We start from the raw sequence: 20187 nt of genomic DNA on the forward strand, positions 1-20187 counted from the left end.
CGTCCGAGTAGGCCCACTACGAGGACGACCCTCCGCCTTGCGATCGCACGCACCAGACACCGTCTGCCCCGCCCTCCGGGCGGACGACGGGACTTCGCGGACACGCCCTGGGGGCAGCCTCCGACAACGCCCCGGGCCGGGCCCGGAACCCCGGCCCCGCGGGGCGGCGGTACGGTGCCGCGCCCGGAAGCGGTGCCCGGCGCCGGGGCGGGCGGCGGCTCACGGACCGGGCCGCCGGCCCCGGCCGCCCGGCCGCGCCCCGAACGGCCGCCGCCGCGCTCCCGGCTGCTAATCTGACAGCACTGTCATATCTGGCCCGGCGAGGAAGGCGCGCCCCGCATGCCCCAGCTCTATCCCGCCGCCGAGCCGTACGCGCACGGCATGCTCGACGTCGGCGACGGCAACCGCGTCCACTGGCAGACGTACGGCAATCCCGCCGGCAGACCCGCGCTCGTCCTGCACGGCGGGCCCGGCTCGGGCGCGGGGCCGTACTGGGCGCGGCTGTTCGACCCGGCGGCCTACCGCGTCGTCCTCCTCGACCAGCGCGGCTGCGGGCTCAGCACGCCCGACGCCGCCGACCCGGGCACCTCGCTCGCCGTCAACACCACGCAGCACCTGATCGCCGACATCGAGCTGCTGCGCCGTCACCTGGGCGTCGGCACCTGGCTCGTGCTCGGCGGCTCCTGGGGTGTGACCCTCGCACTCGCGTACGCCGAGGAGCACCCGGGCAGCGTCAGCGGGCTGGTGCTCTTCAGCGTCACGAACACCACCCGGCGCGAAGTGGAGTGGGTGACGCGGGACATGGGCCGGGTCTTCCCCGAGGAGTGGGCCGCCTTCCGCGACACCGTGCCGGAGGACGAGCGCGACGGGGACCTCGCCGCCGCCTACGCCCGGATGCTCGCCGACCCGGATCCGGACGTGCGGGACCGGGCCGCGCGCGCGTGGTGCCGGTGGGAGGACGTGCACGTCTCCACCTACGCGGGCCACCGGCCCGACCCGCGCTACGACGACCCGCGCTTCCGGATGCGCTTCGCCCGCCTCGTCACGCACTACTGGCGGCACGCCGGCTTCCTGCCGGACGGCGCGCTGCTGCGCGGCGCGGACCGGCTCGCGGGCATCCCCGGTGTCCTGGTCCACGGGCGGCTCGACATCAGCAGCCCGCCGGACGTCGCCTGGCAGCTCGCGCAGGCCTGGCCGGACGCGGAGCTGCAGCTCATCGGCGGCGAGGGCCACGGCCTGTCCGGCAGCTCCACCACCGAGGCCGTCGTGGCGGCAACCGACCGCTTCCGCACGGTGCCCGCGCCGCCGGCCTGAACGGCCGCGCAGGCCCGGGCGTACGGGCCCGGCGCGGCGGGGCGGGTGCGTACGCTGCTCGGGGCAGCCGTGAGGGGGACTCAGGTGACGGACGCAGCGCAGCGGCACGTGCTCGGCGGCAGGTACCGGCTGGGGGGAAGGCTGGGGGCGGGCCCGGGGGGCAACGCCTGGCGGGCCCATGACGAGTGGCTGCGCGTGGAGGTGGCCGTCAAGCGCGTGCTGCCGCCGTCCGCACCGGGCGACGGCGTCGCCGACGCGGCGCAGCTGCGGGCGCGGGCCGCGCTCCGGGCGGGGGCCGCGGCGCGGCTGCGCGGGCACCCGCACGTGGTCACGCTGCACGACGTCGTCGTGGACGGCGGCGGCACCCCGTGGACGGTGTCGCACCTGGTGGAGGGCCGCTCGCTGGCCGACCACCTCGACGCGTACGGCCCGCTGTCGGTGGCGCGCGCCGCGGACGTCGCCCGCGCGCTGCTCTCGGCGATGGACGCGGCCCGCACCGCCGACCTCACCGGTCTCGGCGTCAAGCCGTCGAACGTGCTGCTCGCCGCGGACGGCGGGATCCTGCTGGCGGACGTGTGCGCTCCCGGCGGCTCGCGGGGCCCGGAGCCCGCACGGCCCGGCGCGCCCACCGGCCCGCCGGGCCACGTCGCGCCCGAGGGCGTCGCGGCCGCGCACGGCGACGGGACCGCGGACGGTGCGGCCGCCGACCTCTTCGCGCTCGGCGTGACGCTCTACCAGGCGGTCGAGGGCCGCCTCCCCTTCGACCCGGCGGACCCCTTCGCGGCGGTGTCCGCCGATCTTGTCCCGCCGGTCCGTGCGGGCCGCCTGGCGCCGCTGCTCACCGCGCTCCTCGCCCGCGACCCCGCGCGCCGGCCGAGCGCCCGCGAGGCGCTGGCCCTGGTGCCGGCGCCGGGGCCGTACGGCGCACCGCCGCCCGGGCCCGCCCCCGTGGCGGCGGCGGTGCCCGGGCACGCGCCGGCGGCCGGCCCGGCCCTCCGCCACGCTGCGACGGCGACGGCGCGGCTGCCCGGCCCGTTCCTGCTGCGCACGCCGGCCGACGTCCACGGCCTGGCGTTCGGCCCGGAGGGCACCGTCCTGGCCGGCGTGGGCGGCGACAGGACCGTCCGGCTGTGGGACCTCACCTCCGGTCGGGGCACCTGCACCGAACTGACCGGGCACCGCGGGGCCAACGAGGCGGTGGCCTGGAGCCCGGACGGCACGCTGATCGCCACCGGGGGCTACGACCGGACGGTACGGCTGTGGGACGCCGCGACCGGCCGCACCGTCAGGACGCTGGCGGAGCACACCGACTGGGTCCGCGCGATCGCCTTCGGCCCGGACGGCCGCACGCTCGCCACCGCGGGCGACGACAAGACCGTACGGCTGTGGGATCCGGCCACCGGCGCGCAGCTGGCCACGCTGCCCGGCCACCCGGGCTGGGTGCGCGCGATCGCCTTCGGCCCGGACGGGCGGACCCTCGCGGCGGGCGGCGGCCGGGAGGTGCGCGTCTGGGACCTGGCGTCCGCGGAGCGGATCCGGACCGTGGCGGGCCTGGGGGGCAAGGTGCGGACGCTCGCGTACAGCCCGGACGGCACCGTCCTGGCGGTGGGCGGCAAGAAGTTCGGCCTCCGGGTCCTCGACGCCGCCACGCACGCCCCGCTGCCGGCCTGGCCCGGTACGAAGGGCCGGGTCGAGGCCCTCGCCTTCAGCCGGGACGGCACGCTGCTCGCGAGCGGCGGCCGCACCCGCCCGGTCGCCCTGCAGGACGCGCGGACGGGAAGGGCGGTGACGTCCTGGACCGTCGAACCGCTGGCGGCGGTCCGCGCGACGGCGTTCAGTCCGGACGGCACGGTCCTCGCCGTCGCCAAGGGCACCTCGGTCTGCCTGTGGCGCGTCCCGCCCGCCCGGTACGCCGATGCCCCGGCCTGAACGGCGGCGTCACACGGAGGTGTCGAAGGAGATCCAGACGTCGGGCGGCACGTCCGGCCGCCCGGGCACCGCCCGCCGCTCCTCCCGCCACGCGCCGGGGGCGAGATCCTCGGCGACCCGCCGCCAGAAGGCGCACGCGCCGGCGTTGGCGTCCTGGAACGGGATCTCCCACGGCCCCGGGTGCCGTCCCACGACCTGCCGCACGGCCCGCAGTCCGATCCCTCCGCGCCGCGCACCGCGTACGACGAAGCAGCTGCTGACGACCCGTGCCGCCCCGCCCACCCCGCGCACGAAGGCGAAGCCGGCCGGCCGCCCGGCGCACGTGAAGAGGTACGGCACCCAGCCGTCCGCGGAGAAGGCCGCCGCGAGCCGCTCGCCGCGGAAGGCCCCGTCCGCGCCGGGCAGTTCCCCCGTGAACTCCGACATGTCGTGCCCGAACATCACCCACAGCCTGCCGACGGCCTCCCGTTCGGCCTGCCCCGCGATCCGTACGGCCACCCCGTGCTGCGCGTCCGTCGCTCCCATGAGGGCAGCCTCCCACGCGGCGGGATCCCGTGTGCGCGCCCGCCCGGCGGGCTGGCAGGATCCGGGCATGCCGATTGCCGACGTGCCGCCCGACGTACGCCTCGCCTACGACACCTTCGGGGACCCGGGGGATCCGCCCGTGCTGCTCGTCATGGGCTTCGGGGCGCAACTGCTCGCGTGGGAGGAGGGCTTCTGCCAGGCGCTCGCCGACCGCGGGCGGTACGTCATCCGGTACGACAACCGGGACTGCGGGCTGTCCACCCGCTTCGACGACCGGCCCGTCGACCTGCTGCGCTTCGTCGCGGCGGTCAGCTCGGGCGACGTCGACCGGGCGCTCGCCATGGTGCCGTACTCGCTGGCGGACATGGCCGAGGACGGGATGGGGCTGCTCACCGCGCTGGGGATCGAGCGGGCACACGTCGTCGGGGCCTCGATGGGCGGGATGATCGCGCAGCTCATGGCGATCGCCCACCCGGAGCGGGTGCTGACCCTGACCTCGATGATGTCCTCGACCGGTGAGCAGGAGTACGGACAGGCGACGCGGGAGGCGCAGGCGGTCCTCTTCCGCGGCCGGCCCGCCGACCGCGAGGGCCATGTCGCGGCGGCCGAGCGGGACCTGGTGTGGGCGTCACGGCGGTACGGGGACGCGGCGGTGCTGCGGGACCTCGCCGGGCGCTCCTACGACCGTGCGTACTACCCGGCGGGGATCGGGCGGCAGCTCGGGGCGATGGTCCTCGCCGGCTCGCGGGCCGACGCCCTGCGGAAGCTGACCGTGCCGACGCTCGTGATCCACGGCCTGGACGACACGCTCATCGCCCCCAGCGGCGGCGAGCGGACGGCGGAGCTGGTACCGGGCGCGAAGCTGCTGCTCGTCCCGGACATGGGCCACGACCGGCCGCGCGAGCTGTGGCCCGTGCTGGTCGAGGCGCTGGCGGCGCACACCGCCTGACGGGCTGTCCGGCAGGGCGGCAGGACCGTGCGGCGGGCGGCGGGCGCCCTCGCGGCGGACCGGCCGGGCGGCACCGCGCCCCGTCCTGCCGCGCCGGGGCGGGGAGGCGGTGGGCGCGGGGTGAAAACCCTGTGGAGGCCGTGTCGGTGGGACCCCCTATCCTGCACCCGTGATCACGCGGACCAGGGGAGGGCGCGGCATGTTCGGCAAGCTGTTCACCAGGGGTGCGGGGGACCGGGCGGCGGACGCGCCCGCCCGGCCGGCCGGCCGCCGGCCGAAGAAGGGCGTGCACGAGGTCCAGGGGCTGGACGACGCGCGCGTGCTCGCCCTCACCGCCGCCGCCCGCGCCGGTGACTGGGCGGCGCTGCGGCAGGCCGCCGCCCCCTTCGACCTGGACCGCGACCACCGCGTCCTGAGCGAGATCGCGGACACCGAGGGCGTCGAGGAGTGGATCGGCGGGGCCGTCGGGAACGAGGCGGACGGCACCGAGGGCCGCGCGACGGCGCTGCTGGTCTCCGGCGCGCGGTACATCAGCTGGGGCTGGCAGGCCCGCACCAGGGCCGCGGCCTCGCAGGTGTCGCAGGAGCAGTGGCGGACCTTCCGCGAGCGGCTGACCGTCGCCGAGGAGCAGCTGCTGCGGGCCGCCGAACTGCGGCCGGAGTGGATCGCCCCGTGGCGCCGCCTCCTGATGTCCGGGCGCGGCATGTCACTGGGCCGCCCGGTGGGCGAGGCGCGGCGGGATGCCGCGCTGCGCCGCGACCCGCTGGATCTGGAGACCCATCTGGAGTGGGTGACGCAGCTGCAGACGCGGTGGGGCGGCGAGCCCGGCGAGGCGCTGGCCTTCGCGCGGGACGCGTTCGCGCGCGCCCCGCTGGGGCAGCGGCTGGGCTGCGTCATCGCCTTCGCGCACATCGAGGACTGGGTGGAGGCGGAGGGCACGGACCGCCTCGACCGCCCCGCGGTCCGCGACGAGCTGCGCGAGGCGGCCGAGTGCAGTGTGCTGCACCCCGGGTACGAGCGCCGGCCTGGCTGGCAGTACGAGTTCAACCTGTTCGCGATGGCGCTGTCGCTGGCCGGCGAGGGCCCCACGGCCCGCCGCGTCTTCCAGGCGCTCGACGGCGCGTACACGCGGCGGCCCTGGGACTACCTGCCGGACCCGGCCGCGCAGTTCGCCCGCTACCAGAGCCGCGCCTGAGGCCCGGCCCGCCGCGTGCGCACCGCCGCCCCTCCCGCACCGCCGCCACTCCCCCGGCCCCTTCCGCCCTGCCCGCTCCCTGACTTCCGGACTGCCCGATGACCCAGCACGACACCGCGAACGCCGGCGCCGCCGACCGCACCTTCCAGGTGGATCTGCGCGGCCTCGTCGACCTCCTGTCCCACCACCTCTACTCCAGCCCCCGGGTCTACCTGCGCGAACTGCTCCAGAACGCGGTGGACGCGCTGACCGCCCGGCGCGCCCTCGAACCCGGCGCGCCCGCGGACGCCTTCGGTATCCGGCTGTACGCCGACGGCTCGGTGGTCCGCGTCGAGGACGACGGCGTCGGCCTCACCGAGGCGGACGTGCACGCCTTCCTGGCCACGATCGGCCGCAGCAGCAAGCGGGCCGAGCGGATCGCCGAGCAGCGGGCCGACTTCATCGGCCAGTTCGGCATCGGCCTGCTGTCCTGCTTCCTGGTCGCGGACGAGATCCTCGTCGTCAGCCGCTCCGCCCGTACGCCCGACGCGCCCGCCGTGGAGTGGCGCGGGCGGGGCGACGGCAGCTACTCGGTGCGCACCCTGCCCGCCTCCGCCCGCCCGCAGCCGGGCACGACGGTGTCGCTGACCCCGCGCACCGACACCGGCGAATGGACCAGGCCGGCCGAGGTCCGGTCGCTGGCCCGGCACTTCGGCTCCCTGCTGCGGCACCCGGTCACCTTCTCGGACGGCGGCGAGCCCGCACCCGTCAACCCCGAGCCCGCGCCCTGGGCGAGGTCCTACCCGACGCCGGGCGCCCGGCAGCGCGCACTCGCCGCGTACGGCGCGGACGTCTTCGGCTTCACTCCGCTGGACACGATCGAGCTGGACCTCCCGGCGGTGGGCCTGAAGGGCATCGCGTGCGTGCTGCCGGAGGCGGTGCCCGCCGGGCGGCGGCACGGCCACCGGGTGCACGTCAAGGGGATGCTGCTGTCGGAGCAGGCCGAGGAGATCCTCCCGGAGTGGGCCTTCTTCGTCCGCTGCGTCGTGGACGCCGAGAGTCTGCGCCCCACGGCGTCGCGCGAGTCGCTGTACGAGGACGACACGCTCGCGGCCGTACGGGACGCGCTCGCCGAGCGGCTGCGCGCGTGGATGGCGCGGGCCGCGGCGAGCGACCCGGAGCTGCTGGGCCGCTTCCTCCAGGCCCACCACCTGGCGGTCAAGTCGCTCGCGGTGCACGACGACGAGATCCTGCGGATGCTGCTGCCCTGGCTGCCGTTCGAGACCACCGACGGCCACACGACGCTCGACGAGTTCGCCCGTACCCACGCCACCGTGCTGGTGACCTCCAGCGTGGAGGAGTTCCGGCAGGTCGCGGCGATCGCCTCGGCGGCCGGCCTCGGTGTCGTCAACGGCGGCTACACCTACGACCGGGCGCTCGTGCACCGGCTGCCGGAGATCCGGCCGGAGGCGAGCGTCGCCGACCTGGACCCGGCGACGCTCACCGCGCACCTGGACCCGGTGGACCGGGAGACGGAGCTGTCCGCCGCCTCCTACCTCACGCTGGCCCGCGACGCGCTCGCCGTCTTCGACTGCGACGTGGCGCTGCGCACCTTCCAGCCGGCCTCCGCGCCCGCGCTGCTGCTCGACAGCCGCGAGGCGCGGCACGAGCGCACCCGCTCCCAGCTCGCCCGCGAGCAGGACGGCGGCCTGTGGGGCGACATCCTCGGCGCGCTGCGCCAGGAGGCCCCCAAGGCCCAGCTGATCCTGAACCAGCTCAACCCCCTGGTGCGCGCGGCCGTCGCCATCACCGAGCCGGAGCTGGCCCGCACCAGCGCCGAAGCCCTCTACGGGCAGGCCGCGCTGCTGTCCCGGCGCCCGCTGCGGCCCGCCGAGTCGAGCCTGATCAACCGCTCCTTCCTCGGCCTCCTCGCCCACGCCCTCCGCAAGGACAGCTGACGATGCCGACCGCACCCCAGACCACCGACGAGCTGTACGCGGCGCTCCAGGAGAACGACGAGCGCCCCTACGGCCGTGCCCGTACCGTCATCGCCGAGGAACTGGTCGACGCGGCCGAGCAGTTCGCCGAGCCCGCCCCGCTCGTCGACGCACTGCTCGAACTCCAGGAGGCGTACACGTACGGCTCGGAGCCCCGCAAGTCGCCCGTCGTCTTCGCGCGGCTGCTCCAGCTCTTCGACGAGCAGCCGGACGTCTTCGACGAGCGGCTGCGGCACCACATGTACTGGCGTTTCAAGTGGGTGGCGGGCGCCCTGCTCTCGGTGCCCGAGATGCCGCTGACCAGCCTGCGCCAGTGGCTGGCGGAGATGCGCGACCGGTACGAGAAGGCGGGTCTCGGACTCCAGCCGTACTACGGGCAGGCCTACCACCTGGCCGCGCACGTCGGCGAGAGCGCCGAGGCCACCGCGCTGGCGTACGAGCTGTGGGCGGGGCGGGCGCGCACCCAGTACAGCGACTGCGAGGCGTGCGAGATCCGCGGCCGCGCCCTCCACCACCTCGCCGCGGGCGACGACGAGCGCGCGCTCGACATCTGGCACCCGGTGCTGACGGGCAAGGAGTCCTGCCAGGAGGAGCCCGCCACCTCGATCTCCCACGCCCTGCTGCCGCTGGTCCGCACCGGCCGTACGGACGACGCCCGCGAGGCGCACCTGTTCGGCTACCGCGGCTGCCGCCGCAACCCGTCGATGGCGCCGGACGTCGGCCGGCACCTGGAGTTCTGCGCGCTGACCGGCAACGAGGCGCGCGGCCTCGAACTGCTCGCCGAGAACCGCACGCTGTTCTCCGAGGTGGATTCGCCGAGCGACATGCTCGCCTTCCTCACCGGCGTGGAGGTGCTGCTCCAGCGCGTGGAGTCGCTGGGCCACGGAGAACTGCCCGCGGCCGGCTTCCCCGGCCGGACGTGGACGGTCGCCGCCCTGCGTGCCGAGGTGGCGGGCCGCGCCGACGACCTGGCCGCCCGCTTCGACGCCCGCAACGGCACGCCGGCGCACACCGACCGCCGCAGGATCCGGCTGGAGCGCGCCCCGCTGCTGGAGTCGCTGGAACTGACGCTGCGCCCGCGCACCCTCGACGACGTGGCGCCGGCGACTTCCCCCGCCGCCGCGCCCCGGCCGGCGGCGGCCGCGCTGCCCGAGTCGGTCACCGGCCTCGTCCTGCGGGCCCGGGAGCTGGACGAGGTGGGCCACCCCGACGCGGAGGCGTGCTGGGCGCGGCTCGCGGAGCTCGTGGCCGGGCCCGGCTACGTCCACCCCGAGGACCCGGCCGTGGGCCCGCTCGCACAGCTGCGCGCGGACCTGCTGGACGAGGAGGGCGCCGCGGCCCGCGAGAAGGACGACCTGGCCGGGGCCGCCGCGCGCTACACGGAGTCCGCGGAGCTCTACGCAGAGGCCGGGCTGCCCGCGCACGCCGCGGTGGCCCGCGCCTGCGCGCTGCTCGCGGCCGCGGAGGCACCCGGGCCCGCGGAGGACCGGGACCCGGCGGACCCGCCGTCCCAGGAGGCCGCGGCCGAGGCGAGGGCCGCCGCGATGACCGCGGCCCACGCCGCGCTGACCCGCCTCCAGGCCGAAGCGCCCGGTCTCGCGCCCCACCAGGAGGCCCGGCTGCTGCGGCTGCGGTCGACCGCGCTGGGGATGCGGCTGGAGGCCCAGCCGACGCAGGAGCACACCGCGGCCGCTTTCGCCGAGGTCGGGCTGCTGCACGACTTCGCCGCCGCGCACGACCTGCCCGGCCAGGTCTGCCGGGCGCTGCTGCTGCGCGCCAGCACGTACGCGATCGGCGGCGACCTCGCCACGGCCGAGCGCGAACTGGACGGGCTGCTGGCCCGGCTGCGGGCGGAGGGGCCCGACTGGCACCTGCCGCACGCGCTGGGCCTGCGCGGCCGCATCCGCCTGGGCCTGCGCGACGCGGAAGCGGCCCACGCGCACCTGTCGGAGGCGCTGCGGGAGGCCCGCCGGTGGCCGGCCTACACCGCCTACTCCGGGACCCTGCACGGCGAGCTGGCCCGGGCCTGCATGGGGCTGGGCCGCCACGACGAGGCGCTGCGCCACCTGACGCGCTCGGCGGAGGTGGACATGCGGCACGGCAGCCGGGTGGACGCCTTCTGCACGTACAGCAACGCGGCCCGGCTGGGCCTGGAGATGGGCCGCGTCGAGGACTGCATCGCGCTGCTGGACTCGCTGCTCGCCGAACCGGACGTCACCTCCCGGGAGTTGGACGACCGGCTGGTCGCCCAGCTGCGCCTGACCCGGGCGCGGGCGCTGCGCGCCGGTGACGACACCAAGGCGGCGCTGGCCGAATTCCTGGAGCTGGCCGCGGAGTCGGCGGCGTGGGAGGACGACCCGGGCTCGCACGCGATGATCGCCGCGGAGACGGCCGTACTGCTCGCCGAGACGGGCGAGTTCGCCCGCGCCCGCGAGGCGCTCGGCCAGGCGCTCGCCGCGCACGCGTCGGCGCCGCGCTACGAGCAGCTGAGCGGCTGCCTGCGGGAGGTCGCCCGGCTCCAGGCCCAGCAGCAGGGTCCGGACGGCCTCGACGACGCCCGCGCCGTGCTCGCCGACGCCGCCCGGATCGCCGACGAGGCCCGCTCGGAGGGCTACCAGGCCGAGGGCCGCCCGCTGGACGCCGCGCTGGCGTACGAGCACGGGCGCGTCAACGCCTACGCCGGGCGGTACGAGGAGTCGCTCGCGGCCCTGGAGGAATCGCTGCTCCACCTCGGCGCGCCCGGCGAGGACCCGGCGATCGCCGGGGAGTGGGCGGAGGCGGTGCGTCTGAAGGGGGTCGTGGAGGGCGCCTACCTCAAGCGCCCCGAGAAGGCCCTGCGCTCGCTCGACCCGGCGATCGCCCGCCTGACGGAGCTGGGCCACGAGGAGGCGGCGGCGCCGCTGAAGTCGCTGGCCTCCAGCCTGCGCGACGAGGGCTGAGACGGTCGCGGGTGCCGGGCGGCGGCCGCCCGGCACCCGCGCCGGTCACGCGTTGGTCACCACGACCCCGACGACGAGGCCGGCCGTGACGACCAGGGTGGCGATCACGCCCCACCACTGCGGGGGTATCCGCTGCCGCAGCGTGGGCGGCGGCAGGAACCGCTCGGCCGGGTCGGTGCTCGCCTCCCACCACCGGACGACACGGCGGAAGTCGCTGTCGAAGGTGGAGCCGGGGTAGGCGCTGCTCGTCGCGAGCGCCGGGAGCGAGCGGTGCCGCCCGTCCGCGAGGACCATCCGGGCCGTGCGCCCGTCGAGCTGCCCGCCGTTGCCCCGGTAGACGTAGAGCCAGCGGATGTCGTGCCAGGGGTACGTCCGCCCGTCCCCGAAGCCCCAGCTGACGGTTATCCCGTCCGCCCCGACGCCGGTCGTGCAGCGCTTGGCCATGAAGGCGCAGACGGCGACGATCAGCAGCGTCCCGCCGCACAGCCAGCACACTCCCGCCCATCCCAGTTGGGAGTACGCCCCGGCCGCCTCGGCCAGGAGAACCGTCCCCGCACCGGCACCGTGGGGCCACCCCATCCGATACCGGTCCTTCCCCCTGAAGCTCAGTTCGTCCACGGCAGGACCCTAGCCGCACCGTCCGGCGGCCGGGGCCCGTCAGAAGGAATCGCCGTACCAGTGGACGGCCCCCGGCGCGGTGACCGTCGCCGCCACCTCGGCCGGGGAGGCGAGCAGCGGACGCGCCATGCCGTAGGCGGTGGTGCCCGCCGTGGCGTCGGCGAGCAGCCACGGCAGCGCGGCCACGACGGCGGGCTCCGCGGGCAGGTGGACGCTCGCCGCCCTCGCACCCCCGGCCCGGGCGTGGCCGGCGGCGGCGCGCAGCAGGGCCGCGGCGGCTTCCGGCTCCCGGCCGCGGGCCAGGGCGATCTCCGCGACCGCGGCTCCGGCGGGACCGTCCGGGCGCACCGCGACGAACCCCAGCACCGCGCCCTCCCCGCCGCCCGTGGTCTCCTGCGCGAGCAGGATCGCCGCCGGGGGGCCGTACCAGACCGGGATCCGCCGTCGCCAGTCCGCCGCGCTGCGCACGGTGGTGAGCGGCCGGGTGGCGTCGAATGCGTCGCGCAGCGCCCGCAGGGCCGGCACGTCGGCGGGGGTGGCCCGCCGCACGGCCACACCGGCGTCACCGGGCCGCGGTGCGGCGAGCGGGCCGGTCAGGACCGGGGCGGTGAAGGAGTGCCAGCCGGCGCCGCGGTAGACGTCGGGGGTGCCGGTGAACAGCAGCGACCAGGCGCACGCGTCCGCCGTCATCGCCTCGGTCACCGCGGTGAGCAGGCGGCGGACGTGCCCGCGGCCGCGCGCGTCGGGGTGCGTGGCGACGCTGCCGAGGCAGCCGACGCGCTGCGGGGCGCCGGTGGCCGAGCGGATCGGGCGCGGCTGGTAGTGGAGCACGGACACCGGCCGCCCGCCGTCCTCGGCGAGGAACGTGCGGGCGTGCCGGCCGGGGTCCCGGCCCCACAGCAGCGCGACGGTGCCGGCGCTGTCCGGGAAGGCCGCCGCCCACAGGGCGTGCAGGGCCGGTTCGTCCGCCGGGGTGGCGGTGCGGTAGCGCGGCATGCGGCGGCCTTCCCCTTCTCTTCTCCTGTGGTGCTCTGCTTCTCGGGTGCTCTGGTTCTCCGCTGCTGAGCGGCCCCGGCTCCGGCTCCGGCTTCGGCGGGGTTGCGGCTCAGAGCACCAGGTTGCCGGTGGCGGCGCTGACCCGCGCGCCGTCCGGCGGCAGTCCCTCCCGGGTGACGTCCTCCTCGGTGCAGGAGGTGTGCAGCAGGGAGGAGGCACCGGTGAAGGCCGCGGCGGCGAGGGCCAGCCGGCCGCCGGTGAGGCGGGCGCCGACCGCGGTGTAGCGGTTGGTGCCGTCCGTGACGCGGACGTGCGCGGTGTCGCCGGCGGCGGTGCTGCGCAGGGGGCCGAGGTCCCAGGTGACGGTTGCGGTGCCTCCGGCGGCCCGGGAGAGCAGCGCCCCCGCGGAGTTGGTGCCGCTCAGGACGGCGTCGCCGCCGACCGCGAGCCGCTGGTCGCGTACGGCGCTGAGTGCGATGCCGGTGTTCGTGAGGCTGCCGCCGTCGACCACGACCTCGGCGGCGCCGACCGAGACCGGCGCCGCCCCGGGGGCACCGACGAGCGTGCAGTCGGTGAAGCGGACCGGTCCGCTGCCGCGCAGCACCGCGCCGTCGAGGCCCTTGAAGGTCGTCCGCACGAAGTGCACGGGCGTGGTGACCGGGGTCTGCACGAGCACCTGCCCGGCGGGGAGGTCGAAGGCGCAGTCGGTGACGGTCGTCGGCCGCGCGGAGCGCGCGGAGCGCTGGGCCACGGCGAACAGCGAGGCGGTGCAGCCGCGGAGCTGGGCGCCGTCGGCGTTGACCACCAGCGTCCCGGAGGGGTCGAAGGTGGGCCGCGGGACGACGTGCACGTTCTCCAGCGTGAGGTCGGTGATGAGGGTGTTGGCCGTGAACCACGAGCAGACGTGGTTGCGCACGGTGATGCGCTTGGCGGCGTTTCCCCACTGGGCGCCGGAGTTGGCGATGTCCATGAGGCCGGAGTTGCCGTCGAAGAGCAGGTCGTGCTCGTACTGGCCGTGCGTGGTGAAGGGGTTGCCGCCCTCGTCGTCGCCGTCGCCGTGGCAGTTGACGACCTGGCAGTAGGCGGACGCCGTCAGGTCGTTGAGGTGCCGGACGTTGCTGGTGGTGCAGTCGGCGACGTGGCCGTAGAGGCAGTAGATCTGCTGGGTGAGGTAGCCCGCGCCGCCGTACATCACCGTGGGCGGGTTCTTCAGGCCGCAGCCGGTGGTGCGGTAGCGGGTGCACCAGCGGCGCATGATCACCGGCCAGAAGGTGCCGGTGGCCTGGATGCCGGAGACGTGGCAGTCGACGGCGTACTCGTAGGCCACCGGGTGCGAGCCGGTGTACTCGTCGTCGACGGCTCCGGTGTCCTGGCCGGCGCCGAGGAAGGCCATGTCGTGCACCTCGACCCCGACGACGGGCTCGACCCGGCGCCAGGTCACGGTGCGGCCGGCGGCGAGCGGCCAGCCGTTGAGGTAGCCGACGCGTATGTGCGTGCCGTCGACGATCTCGGTGACCTCGACCATCTTCTGCAGCTCGCGCTCGTCGCTGCCGCCGCCCGCGACCTCGTCGCTCTGCACCGCCCACCACTGGCCGACCCGGAAGGCCCGGGAGTCGGGCACCGGGAAGGCGTCGGTGCGCTCGATGACCTCGGCGGGGAGTTCGTGGCTCACGGTGTCGGAGGTGACGGTGCCCTGGAAGAACAGCACGGCGCCGAACGGGTTGTCGTGGGTGTTGCGCTCGATGCCGCCGGTGTGGACGGTGCGCCCGCCGAAGTCGAGGACGAGGTGGGAGCGGTGGTAGGTGTGGCGGCGCCGGAAGAGCAGGTCGGTGTGGGCCTCGACGCGGTGCACGGACGGGTCGTTCACCATCGCGTCGAGCGCGTCGTCGGCGGGGGCGGAGGCGTCGAAGTGGCCGAAGCCCCGGAAGTCCAGGACGCCCTCGTGCACCCGCAGCCAGCGGCCGCGGGCGGGGCGGTCGGCGGGCCGCAGCACGGTGCCGCCGTTGGCCTCGGCCGTCGACCGGGCGTCCCAGCGGGTCAGCATGCCGCCGCCGTCCCCCGGCGTGCGGTAGCCGGCGACGACGGCGAGGGCGCCGTCGCGCAGCGGCGCGGAGGCGAGCCCCAGCAGCGCCGCGACGGTGGGGACGGCGAGCGGCGCGGACGCGCCCTTGCCGCCCTGGCCGTCGCCGTCCGCGGCGGCGGCCGGGGTCGCGGCGAGGGTGCCGCCGGCGAGGGCCGCGGCGCCCAGGCCGCCGGCCCGCAGCAGGTGTCTGCGGCTGGTGGGGCCCGCGGCGGCGGGCGGGCCGGTGAAGCCGGCAGGTGACGTCATGGTGTGGTGCCGTCCTTCGTCGGAGGCCGCAGCGAGCTGCGGTAAGGGGGCATGAAGGCGGTGCGGGGCATCTGGTCGGCGAGCACTCCGCCGTCCACGACGATCCGGCTCCCCGTCAGGTAGGCGCCCTCGTCGCTCGCGAGCAGCAGCAGCGCGCCCGTGCACTCCTCGGGGCTCGCGTAGCGGCCGAGCGGGATGCGCGCCCGGTAGGCGGCCTCGAACGCCTCCCGGTCGAAGGGGAATTCGCCGTCGATGGGGGTCTCGACCATGCCGGGTGCGAGGCTGTTGACGGTGATGCCGTGCGGGGCCAGTTCGATCGCGAGGGTCTGGGTGAGCAGGTCGACGGCGGCCTTGGAGGCGTTGTAGTGGGCCAGGCCCGCCTCCGCGACCAGGGCGTTCTTGGAGGTGACGGACACGATGCGGCCGGGCACCGCGTCCGCGACCATGTGCTCGGCGACGCGCTGGGTGAGGAAGAACACCGCGTCGAGGTTGACCCGCATGACGCGGTGCCAGCTCTCAAGGGTGATCTCGTTGAAGCGCTCCAGGGCCGCGGTGCCCGCGTTGTTGACGAGGATGTGCAGCGGCCCGGCCGCGGCCCGTACCCGGTCGGCGAAGCCGTGCAGCGCCCCGGTGTCGGCGAGGTCCTGCGCGTCCACGTGCGCGCGGCGGCCGAGGCCGCGGACCAGCTCCGCCGTCTCCGCCAGACCCGCCGCACCCGGCAGGTCGGTGAGCACCAGGTCGGCGCCGGCCCGCGCGAGCGCGACGGCGAAGGCCCGGCCGAGGCCGCCGGCGGCGCCGGTGACCAGCGCGGTGCGGCCGGTGAGGTCGAAGCTGCCGCGTGCGCCCGGCCCGTGCGGGCTCATCCCTGCTCCAGGCCGAGGAGTTCGAGCGACGGGCGGTGGATCAGCGCCTCCACGGCGTCCTGGTCGAGCGGGTCCAGGCCGGGGATGCCGGGGATGCGGGCGATACGGCGCAGGCCCTCGACCGAGTCGTCGACGGTCGTGAAGGGGTAGTCGCTGCCGAACAGCAGCTTGTCCCACACCCCGTAGTCCTGCACCAGGCGCAGGCTGTGCCACAGCTGGAAGGGCCGGTAGTGCAGGGCGCTGACGTCGGCGTAGACGTGCCGGTGCTTGCGGACGACGGCGATGCACTCGCCCTCGAAGGGGTGGCTGAGGTGCGCGAGCACCATCCGCAGCTCGGGGTGGCGCATGGCCACCCAGTCCAGGTGCCGCGGCATGGCGTACTCCAGCGGCGCCTGGGAGACGAAGGTGGTGCCGGTGTGGACCAGCAGCGGCAGGCCGTTGCGCTCGGCGTAGGCGTACAGCTCGTCGTAGGCCTCGTCGGCGGGCGCGAACCCGGCGTACATCGGCATGAGTTTGATGCCGCGCAGGCCCAGTTCCTGGTGGCCGTACCGCATCTCGTCCTGCCAGCCGGGCTGCGTCGGGTCGAGTGAGAGGTAGCCGATCAGCCGGTCGGGGTGCTGCGCCACGTACGCGGCCACGGCGGCGTCGTCGACCCACAGGCCGCTGCGGCGGGCCTTGCCGCCGACGACGATCGTGCGGGTGCCCCCGGGGGCGGTGGCCGCGTAGTCCTCGTAGCGCACGGTGAGGTCGACCTCGCCGGCGTGGGCGCGGGCGGACTCGGCGCGGAAGGTGTCGTCGAAGTCGTGGCTGTGCCGGAAGAGATGGGAGTGCACGTCGGTGATCATGTGCGGTTCCTCTTCTCCCAGCCGTCCGCGAACATGTTCCAGAAGCGGTGGCTCGGCGGGTGCTCCTCGAAGACCTCGTCCACCAGCTCGACGCCCAGCCCCGGCGCGGTCGGCAGCGGCACGTACCCGTCCTGGACGGGCAGCACGCCGCGCAGCGCGTCGAAGACGTACGGCTCCAGGAGCGCGTCGAAGGTCTCCAGGATCTTCAGGTTGGTCAGGCCGAGCACCGCGTGCGCCGACACCGTGGTGCACAGCGGCGAGTTGGAGTTGTGCGGGGCGACGAGCATGCCGTGCGCGTCGGCCTGCGCGGCGATCTTCCGCAGCTCGGTGAAACCGCCGGCCATGGACAGGTCGGGCTGCACGATGTCCACCGCTTCGGTGGCGAAGAGCTGCTTGTACTCGTAGCGGTTGTGGAAGTGCTCGCCGCCGGAGATCGGGAAGGGCGCGACACGGCGCAGCTCGGCGTAACGCTCGATGTGCGTCCAGGGCATCGGCTCCTCGAACCAGCCGATGTCGTACGGCGCCAGTTCGTGCACCAGCCGGCGGGCGGTCGCGGTGCCGAAGCGGGCGTGGCCCTCGATGAACAGGTCGACGTCCGGCCCGACCGCCTCGCGCACGGCCTCCACGAGTGCCAGCGAGCGCTTCAGCTCGGGGCGCTCCAGCTCGTGCAGGCCCGCGCCGAAGGGGTCGAACTTCAGCGCCGAGAAGCCCCTGGCCACGGCCTCCTTCGCCTTGGCGGCGAACTCCTCCGGGACGCGCTCGCCGGTGTACCAGCCGTTGGCGTAGACCCGGACGCGGTCCCGGACGGCACCGCCGGTCAGCCGGTAGGCGGGCACGCCGAGCGCCTTGCCCATGATGTCGTACAGGGCCTGGTCGACCCCCGAGACGACGACTCCGCCGACGTCGCCGCCGCGCAGGAAGTCGCCCTGGTACATCCGCAGCCAGATCTCCTCGACGTCGAAGGGGTCGGCGCCCAGCAGGTGGCGGTGGGCCATGGCCTCGGTCAGCCGGCACGTCTCGTCCACCCGGTAAGGGTGGGTGATCTCGCCGATGCCGGTCAGGCCCTCGTCGGTGTGGATCCGGACGTAACCGAAGTCGCGCCAGGCGGTGCCCAGTTGGAGGGTCTCCACGCGGCTGATGCGGCCCGCGGGGCCGACCGGGCGGGTGGTGTCGACGGTCAGCATCAGCGCGCCGCCCCTTCCGCGGCGGCGCCGCCCATGGTGCTGGTGTGCGCCAGGTCGCCGGGGGCGCCCTCGCGCAGCGTGCGGGTGACGGCGGCCTCGGTGGCGGCGAGCAGCCGGTCCACGTCGTCGTCGGTGTGGGCGTAGGACAGGTGGCTGCGCTTGAGGTTGAGCGGCAGCTCGAAGATGCCGTGGTCGACGAGGTTGCGGCGGTAGCCGACGAAGAGCGCGGTGTCGTTGGCGAGCAGGTCGTCGTACGTGAGCGGCGCCGGTCCCGGCATGAAGTAGCTGACGAAGACCGAGCCGTAGCCGGTGACGACCGCGGGCACGTCCAGCCGCCGGTAGAGCGCGCCGAGTTCGGTGCGCACCCGGTCGCCGAGGCGGAAGACGTGCTCGTGCACGGGCTCCTCGCGCAGCTTGCGCAGGGTCGCGAGCGCGGCGGCGACGGTGGCCGGGTGGCCGTTGTAGGTGCCGGCGAAGAAGACCGGGCCGCCGGGGCGGCTGCTGAAGTGCTGCATGAGGTCGGCCCGTCCGCCCAGCGCGCCGAGCGGGGCGCCGTTGGCGATGGCCTTGCCGAGGGTGGTGAGGTCGGGGGTGACGCCGGCGATCGACTGGTAGCCGCCGAGGGCGTGCCGGAAGCCGGTGATGACCTCGTCGAAGACCAGGACGCTGCCGGCCCGGGTGCACTCCTCGCGCAGGGTGCGCAGGAACTCGCCGGTGGGCAGGAGCGCCCCGACGTTGTGCGGGACCGGCTCGACGATGACCGCGGCGATGTCGGCGCCGTGCTCGGCGAACGCCTGCCGCACCCCGGCCGGGTCGTTGAAGCGCAGCACCAGCGTGGCGTCCAGCACCTCGGGCAGGATCCCGGTGGACGTGGGGTCGTGCCGTCCGACCCGGTCGGGCGCGGAGATGACGTTGAGGCTCACCGCGTCGTGCCAGCCGTGGTAGCAGCCCTGGAACTTGACGACCAGCCGCCGGCCGGTCACCGCGCGGGCCAGCCGCAGGGCGTGGAAGGTGGCCTCGCTGCCGGTGCTGGTGAGCAGCACCTGCTCCACGGAGGGGATCAGCTCCACGAGCTGCTCGGCGAGCAGGACCTCGCCCTCGGTGACGGCCACGCCGGCCAGGCCCAGGCGGCGGCCGGCCGCGGCGGTCGCGGCCGCGACGTCGGGGTCGTTGTGGCCGAGCAGCGGCGGCCCGAAGGCGGCGTGGTAGTCGGTGAACTCCCGGCCTTCCGCGTCCCAGAACCGGGAGCCCTCGGTGCGCGTGACGACCAGACCGGTGAGGCCGGGAATGCTGCGCTGGCCGCTGTTGACTCCGCCCGGTATCACCTGGCGGGCCCGCTCGGCGAGCGTCATGTGGTGCTCCTCGCGTCGATGCTGTGGGTGACGGTCTGGGCCCTGCCCGGCCCGGACCGCGGGGCCATCCGCCCGGCAAGTCGTCGCAGGAATCGTTCGCTGCGGTACTGAGACGATGCAGAAACGATTTTCAAGAACACTGTTCCGAATATCAGAACAGTACGGATCCTAGATCCGCGAAACCGCGCCGGTCAAGGGGTGTTGAGTGCTAAAGTGTTTTGATATGCAGAACAGTGGTGCGAACGCGCCCCAGAGCGGGTTCGGTGACGGTCCCGTACGAGGTCCGGAGCCGGACCCGAAGTACCTGGTCAAGACGGTCGCCCGCGCCGCGGAAGTGCTGGAGGTGCTGGCCGCCGGCGGTCCGGGGGGCGGACTGAGCGTCACTGAGGTCGCCCAGCGGGCCGCGGTCTCCAAGAGCGCCGCCTTCGGCCTGCTCCAGACGCTGCGCCACTACGGCCTCGTCGCCGACGAGGGCGAGGGCATGAACCGCCGCTACCGCCTCGGCATGGCCCTGGCCCGGCTGGGCGACCGCGCCCAGGCCCAGGTCTCGCTGCGCGACGTCGCACGCCCACTGCTGGTCGAGCTCACCGCGGCCACCGGCATGGCCTCCCGGGTCGCCGTACCGCAGGACGGCCAGGCGGTCATCATCGACCAGGTCGACACCCGCAGCGGCCTGCGCCTCGACCTGCGGATGGGGGCCCGCGAGCTGCCGCACTGCACCGGCATCGGCAAGGCCCTGCTGGCGGCGATGCCCGAGCCGCAGGCCCGCGAGCTGGTCGCCCGCACCGGACTGCCGCGCCGCACCTCGCGCACCATCACCGACGAGGCCACGCTCTTCCAGCACCTCGCCGACGTCCGCGCCACCGGCTACGCGCTGGACGACGAGGAGGACGCCGACGGGATCTTCTGCATCGGCAGCGTCGTCCGGGACCACCGCGGCGACTGCGCGGGCGCGATCAGCATCACCGGCCTGAAGCTCGACCTGCCCGGCTGGCGCTTCCGCGAACTGGGCCTGCAGGTAAGGGATGTGGCCGACCACATCAGCCGCAGCCTCGGCTTCGGCACCCCCGCCGCGCCCCCCGCCGGAGCGTGATCGGCCGGCGGAGGGGCTTGACCGGAGCGCGCAAGCAGGCCTAACGTCTCCGCTCATCGACCGGTGCCGCGCTCGCACCC

At 75.5% G+C, this 20187-nt stretch carries 15 protein-coding genes; 7 read left to right on the plus strand and 8 right to left on the minus strand.

Annotated elements, in window-relative coordinates; all coding sequences use genetic code 11:
• Positions 1-339: 339 nt before the first annotated feature.
• Together pip and ACH4SE_RS33955 are read left to right on the plus strand one after the other, a co-directional pair.
• Positions 340-1314: a prolyl aminopeptidase gene (gene pip / locus ACH4SE_RS33950; RefSeq protein WP_398547415.1), complete on the plus strand. Its 975-nt coding sequence runs from the start codon at positions 340-342 to the stop codon at positions 1312-1314.
• A gap of 84 nt (positions 1315-1398) precedes the next feature.
• The gene (locus ACH4SE_RS33955) at positions 1399-3243 is read left to right on the plus strand and encodes a protein kinase family protein (protein WP_398547416.1); all 1845 of its coding nucleotides are present in this window, start codon (positions 1399-1401) and stop codon (positions 3241-3243) included.
• Positions 3244-3252: 9 nt separating this feature from the next.
• Here the strand turns inward: ACH4SE_RS33955 and ACH4SE_RS33960 are convergent, their stop codons facing one another.
• Positions 3253-3768, minus strand: coding sequence for a GNAT family N-acetyltransferase (locus tag ACH4SE_RS33960; RefSeq protein WP_398547417.1), 516 nt, complete (start codon positions 3766-3768; stop codon positions 3253-3255).
• Positions 3769-3835: 67 nt separating this feature from the next.
• Here ACH4SE_RS33960 and ACH4SE_RS33965 point away from each other — a divergent pair, with 67 nt between their 5' ends.
• The 4 genes from ACH4SE_RS33965 to ACH4SE_RS33980 all read left to right on the plus strand — a co-directional run bounded on the left by ACH4SE_RS33965 (position 3836) and on the right by ACH4SE_RS33980 (position 10827).
• Positions 3836-4717 (plus strand): alpha/beta fold hydrolase, encoded by an 882-nt coding sequence (locus tag ACH4SE_RS33965; protein ID WP_398547418.1) that lies wholly within the window; start codon positions 3836-3838, stop codon positions 4715-4717.
• Positions 4718-4916: 199 nt separating this feature from the next.
• Positions 4917-5912, plus strand: coding sequence for a hypothetical protein (locus tag ACH4SE_RS33970; protein ID WP_398547469.1), 996 nt, complete (start codon positions 4917-4919; stop codon positions 5910-5912).
• Positions 5913-6010: 98 nt separating this feature from the next.
• On the plus strand, positions 6011-7849 hold the full coding sequence (locus ACH4SE_RS33975; RefSeq protein ID WP_398547419.1) for an HSP90 family protein: 1839 nt from the start codon (positions 6011-6013) through the stop codon (positions 7847-7849).
• 2 nt (positions 7850-7851) lie between these two features.
• Positions 7852-10827: a hypothetical protein gene (locus ACH4SE_RS33980; protein ID WP_398547420.1), complete on the plus strand. Its 2976-nt coding sequence runs from the start codon at positions 7852-7854 to the stop codon at positions 10825-10827.
• Between the two features lie 45 nt (positions 10828-10872).
• On the opposite strand, the gene ACH4SE_RS33985 is transcribed toward ACH4SE_RS33980, so the two are convergent.
• The 7 genes from ACH4SE_RS33985 to ACH4SE_RS34015 all read right to left on the minus strand — a co-directional run bounded on the left by ACH4SE_RS33985 (position 10873) and on the right by ACH4SE_RS34015 (position 19014).
• Positions 10873-11406 (minus strand): hypothetical protein, encoded by a 534-nt coding sequence (locus ACH4SE_RS33985; RefSeq protein ID WP_398547421.1) that lies wholly within the window; start codon positions 11404-11406, stop codon positions 10873-10875.
• A gap of 78 nt (positions 11407-11484) precedes the next feature.
• Positions 11485-12441: a GNAT family N-acetyltransferase gene (locus tag ACH4SE_RS33990; protein ID WP_398547422.1), complete on the minus strand. Its 957-nt coding sequence runs from the start codon at positions 12439-12441 to the stop codon at positions 11485-11487.
• A gap of 109 nt (positions 12442-12550) precedes the next feature.
• Positions 12551-14770, minus strand: coding sequence for a peptidase C14 (locus ACH4SE_RS33995; protein WP_398547423.1), 2220 nt, complete (start codon positions 14768-14770; stop codon positions 12551-12553).
• The gene (locus ACH4SE_RS34000; protein WP_398547424.1) at positions 14767-15633 is read right to left on the minus strand and encodes an SDR family NAD(P)-dependent oxidoreductase; all 867 of its coding nucleotides are present in this window, start codon (positions 15631-15633) and stop codon (positions 14767-14769) included. The genes ACH4SE_RS33995 and ACH4SE_RS34000 overlap by 4 nt, the downstream gene beginning before the upstream one ends.
• Positions 15630-16478 carry an amidohydrolase family protein gene (locus ACH4SE_RS34005; RefSeq protein ID WP_398547425.1) on the minus strand — a complete coding sequence of 283 codons (849 nt, stop codon included), beginning with the start codon at positions 16476-16478 and terminating at the stop codon, positions 15630-15632. Before ACH4SE_RS34005 ends, ACH4SE_RS34000 begins: the two co-directional genes overlap by 4 nt.
• Positions 16475-17662 carry a mandelate racemase/muconate lactonizing enzyme family protein gene (locus tag ACH4SE_RS34010; RefSeq protein ID WP_398547426.1) on the minus strand — a complete coding sequence of 396 codons (1188 nt, stop codon included), beginning with the start codon at positions 17660-17662 and terminating at the stop codon, positions 16475-16477. The genes ACH4SE_RS34005 and ACH4SE_RS34010 overlap by 4 nt, the downstream gene beginning before the upstream one ends.
• A complete protein-coding gene (locus tag ACH4SE_RS34015) occupies positions 17662-19014 on the minus strand; it encodes an aspartate aminotransferase family protein (protein ID WP_398547427.1) in 1353 nt (450 codons plus the stop codon). The genes ACH4SE_RS34010 and ACH4SE_RS34015 overlap by 1 nt, the downstream gene beginning before the upstream one ends.
• Before the next feature lie 223 nt (positions 19015-19237).
• Here ACH4SE_RS34015 and ACH4SE_RS34020 point away from each other — a divergent pair, with 223 nt between their 5' ends.
• Complete coding sequence (locus ACH4SE_RS34020; RefSeq protein WP_398547428.1) at positions 19238-20107, plus strand: IclR family transcriptional regulator; 870 nt, start codon at positions 19238-19240, stop codon at positions 20105-20107.
• The last annotated feature ends 80 nt before the right edge of the window (positions 20108-20187 follow it).

Source organism: Streptomyces sp. NPDC020983 (genome assembly GCF_044333485.1).
Lineage (GTDB): Bacteria > Actinomycetota > Actinomycetes > Streptomycetales > Streptomycetaceae > Actinacidiphila.

Excerpts from the sequence above, each read along its gene's own strand:
- pip (WP_398547415.1), top strand. The coding sequence starts at position 340 with ATGCCCCAGCTCTATCCCGCCGCCGAGCCGTACGCGCACGGCATGCTC.
- ACH4SE_RS33960 (WP_398547417.1), bottom strand. The coding sequence starts at position 3,768 with ATGGGAGCGACGGACGCGCAGCACGGGGTGGCCGTACGGATCGCGGGG.
- ACH4SE_RS33965 (WP_398547418.1), top strand. The coding sequence starts at position 3,836 with ATGCCGATTGCCGACGTGCCGCCCGACGTACGCCTCGCCTACGACACC.
- ACH4SE_RS33970 (WP_398547469.1), top strand. The coding sequence starts at position 4,917 with ATGTTCGGCAAGCTGTTCACCAGGGGTGCGGGGGACCGGGCGGCGGAC.
- ACH4SE_RS33975 (WP_398547419.1), top strand. The coding sequence starts at position 6,011 with ATGACCCAGCACGACACCGCGAACGCCGGCGCCGCCGACCGCACCTTC.
- ACH4SE_RS33980 (WP_398547420.1), top strand. The coding sequence starts at position 7,852 with ATGCCGACCGCACCCCAGACCACCGACGAGCTGTACGCGGCGCTCCAG.
- ACH4SE_RS33985 (WP_398547421.1), bottom strand. The coding sequence starts at position 11,406 with ATGGGGTGGCCCCACGGTGCCGGTGCGGGGACGGTTCTCCTGGCCGAG.
- ACH4SE_RS33990 (WP_398547422.1), bottom strand. The coding sequence starts at position 12,441 with ATGCCGCGCTACCGCACCGCCACCCCGGCGGACGAACCGGCCCTGCAC.
- ACH4SE_RS33995 (WP_398547423.1), bottom strand. The coding sequence starts at position 14,770 with ATGACGTCACCTGCCGGCTTCACCGGCCCGCCCGCCGCCGCGGGCCCC.
- ACH4SE_RS34000 (WP_398547424.1), bottom strand. The coding sequence starts at position 15,633 with ATGAGCCCGCACGGGCCGGGCGCACGCGGCAGCTTCGACCTCACCGGC.
- ACH4SE_RS34005 (WP_398547425.1), bottom strand. The coding sequence starts at position 16,478 with ATGATCACCGACGTGCACTCCCATCTCTTCCGGCACAGCCACGACTTC.
- ACH4SE_RS34010 (WP_398547426.1), bottom strand. The coding sequence starts at position 17,662 with ATGCTGACCGTCGACACCACCCGCCCGGTCGGCCCCGCGGGCCGCATC.
- ACH4SE_RS34015 (WP_398547427.1), bottom strand. The coding sequence starts at position 19,014 with ATGACGCTCGCCGAGCGGGCCCGCCAGGTGATACCGGGCGGAGTCAAC.
- ACH4SE_RS34020 (WP_398547428.1), top strand. The coding sequence starts at position 19,238 with ATGCAGAACAGTGGTGCGAACGCGCCCCAGAGCGGGTTCGGTGACGGT.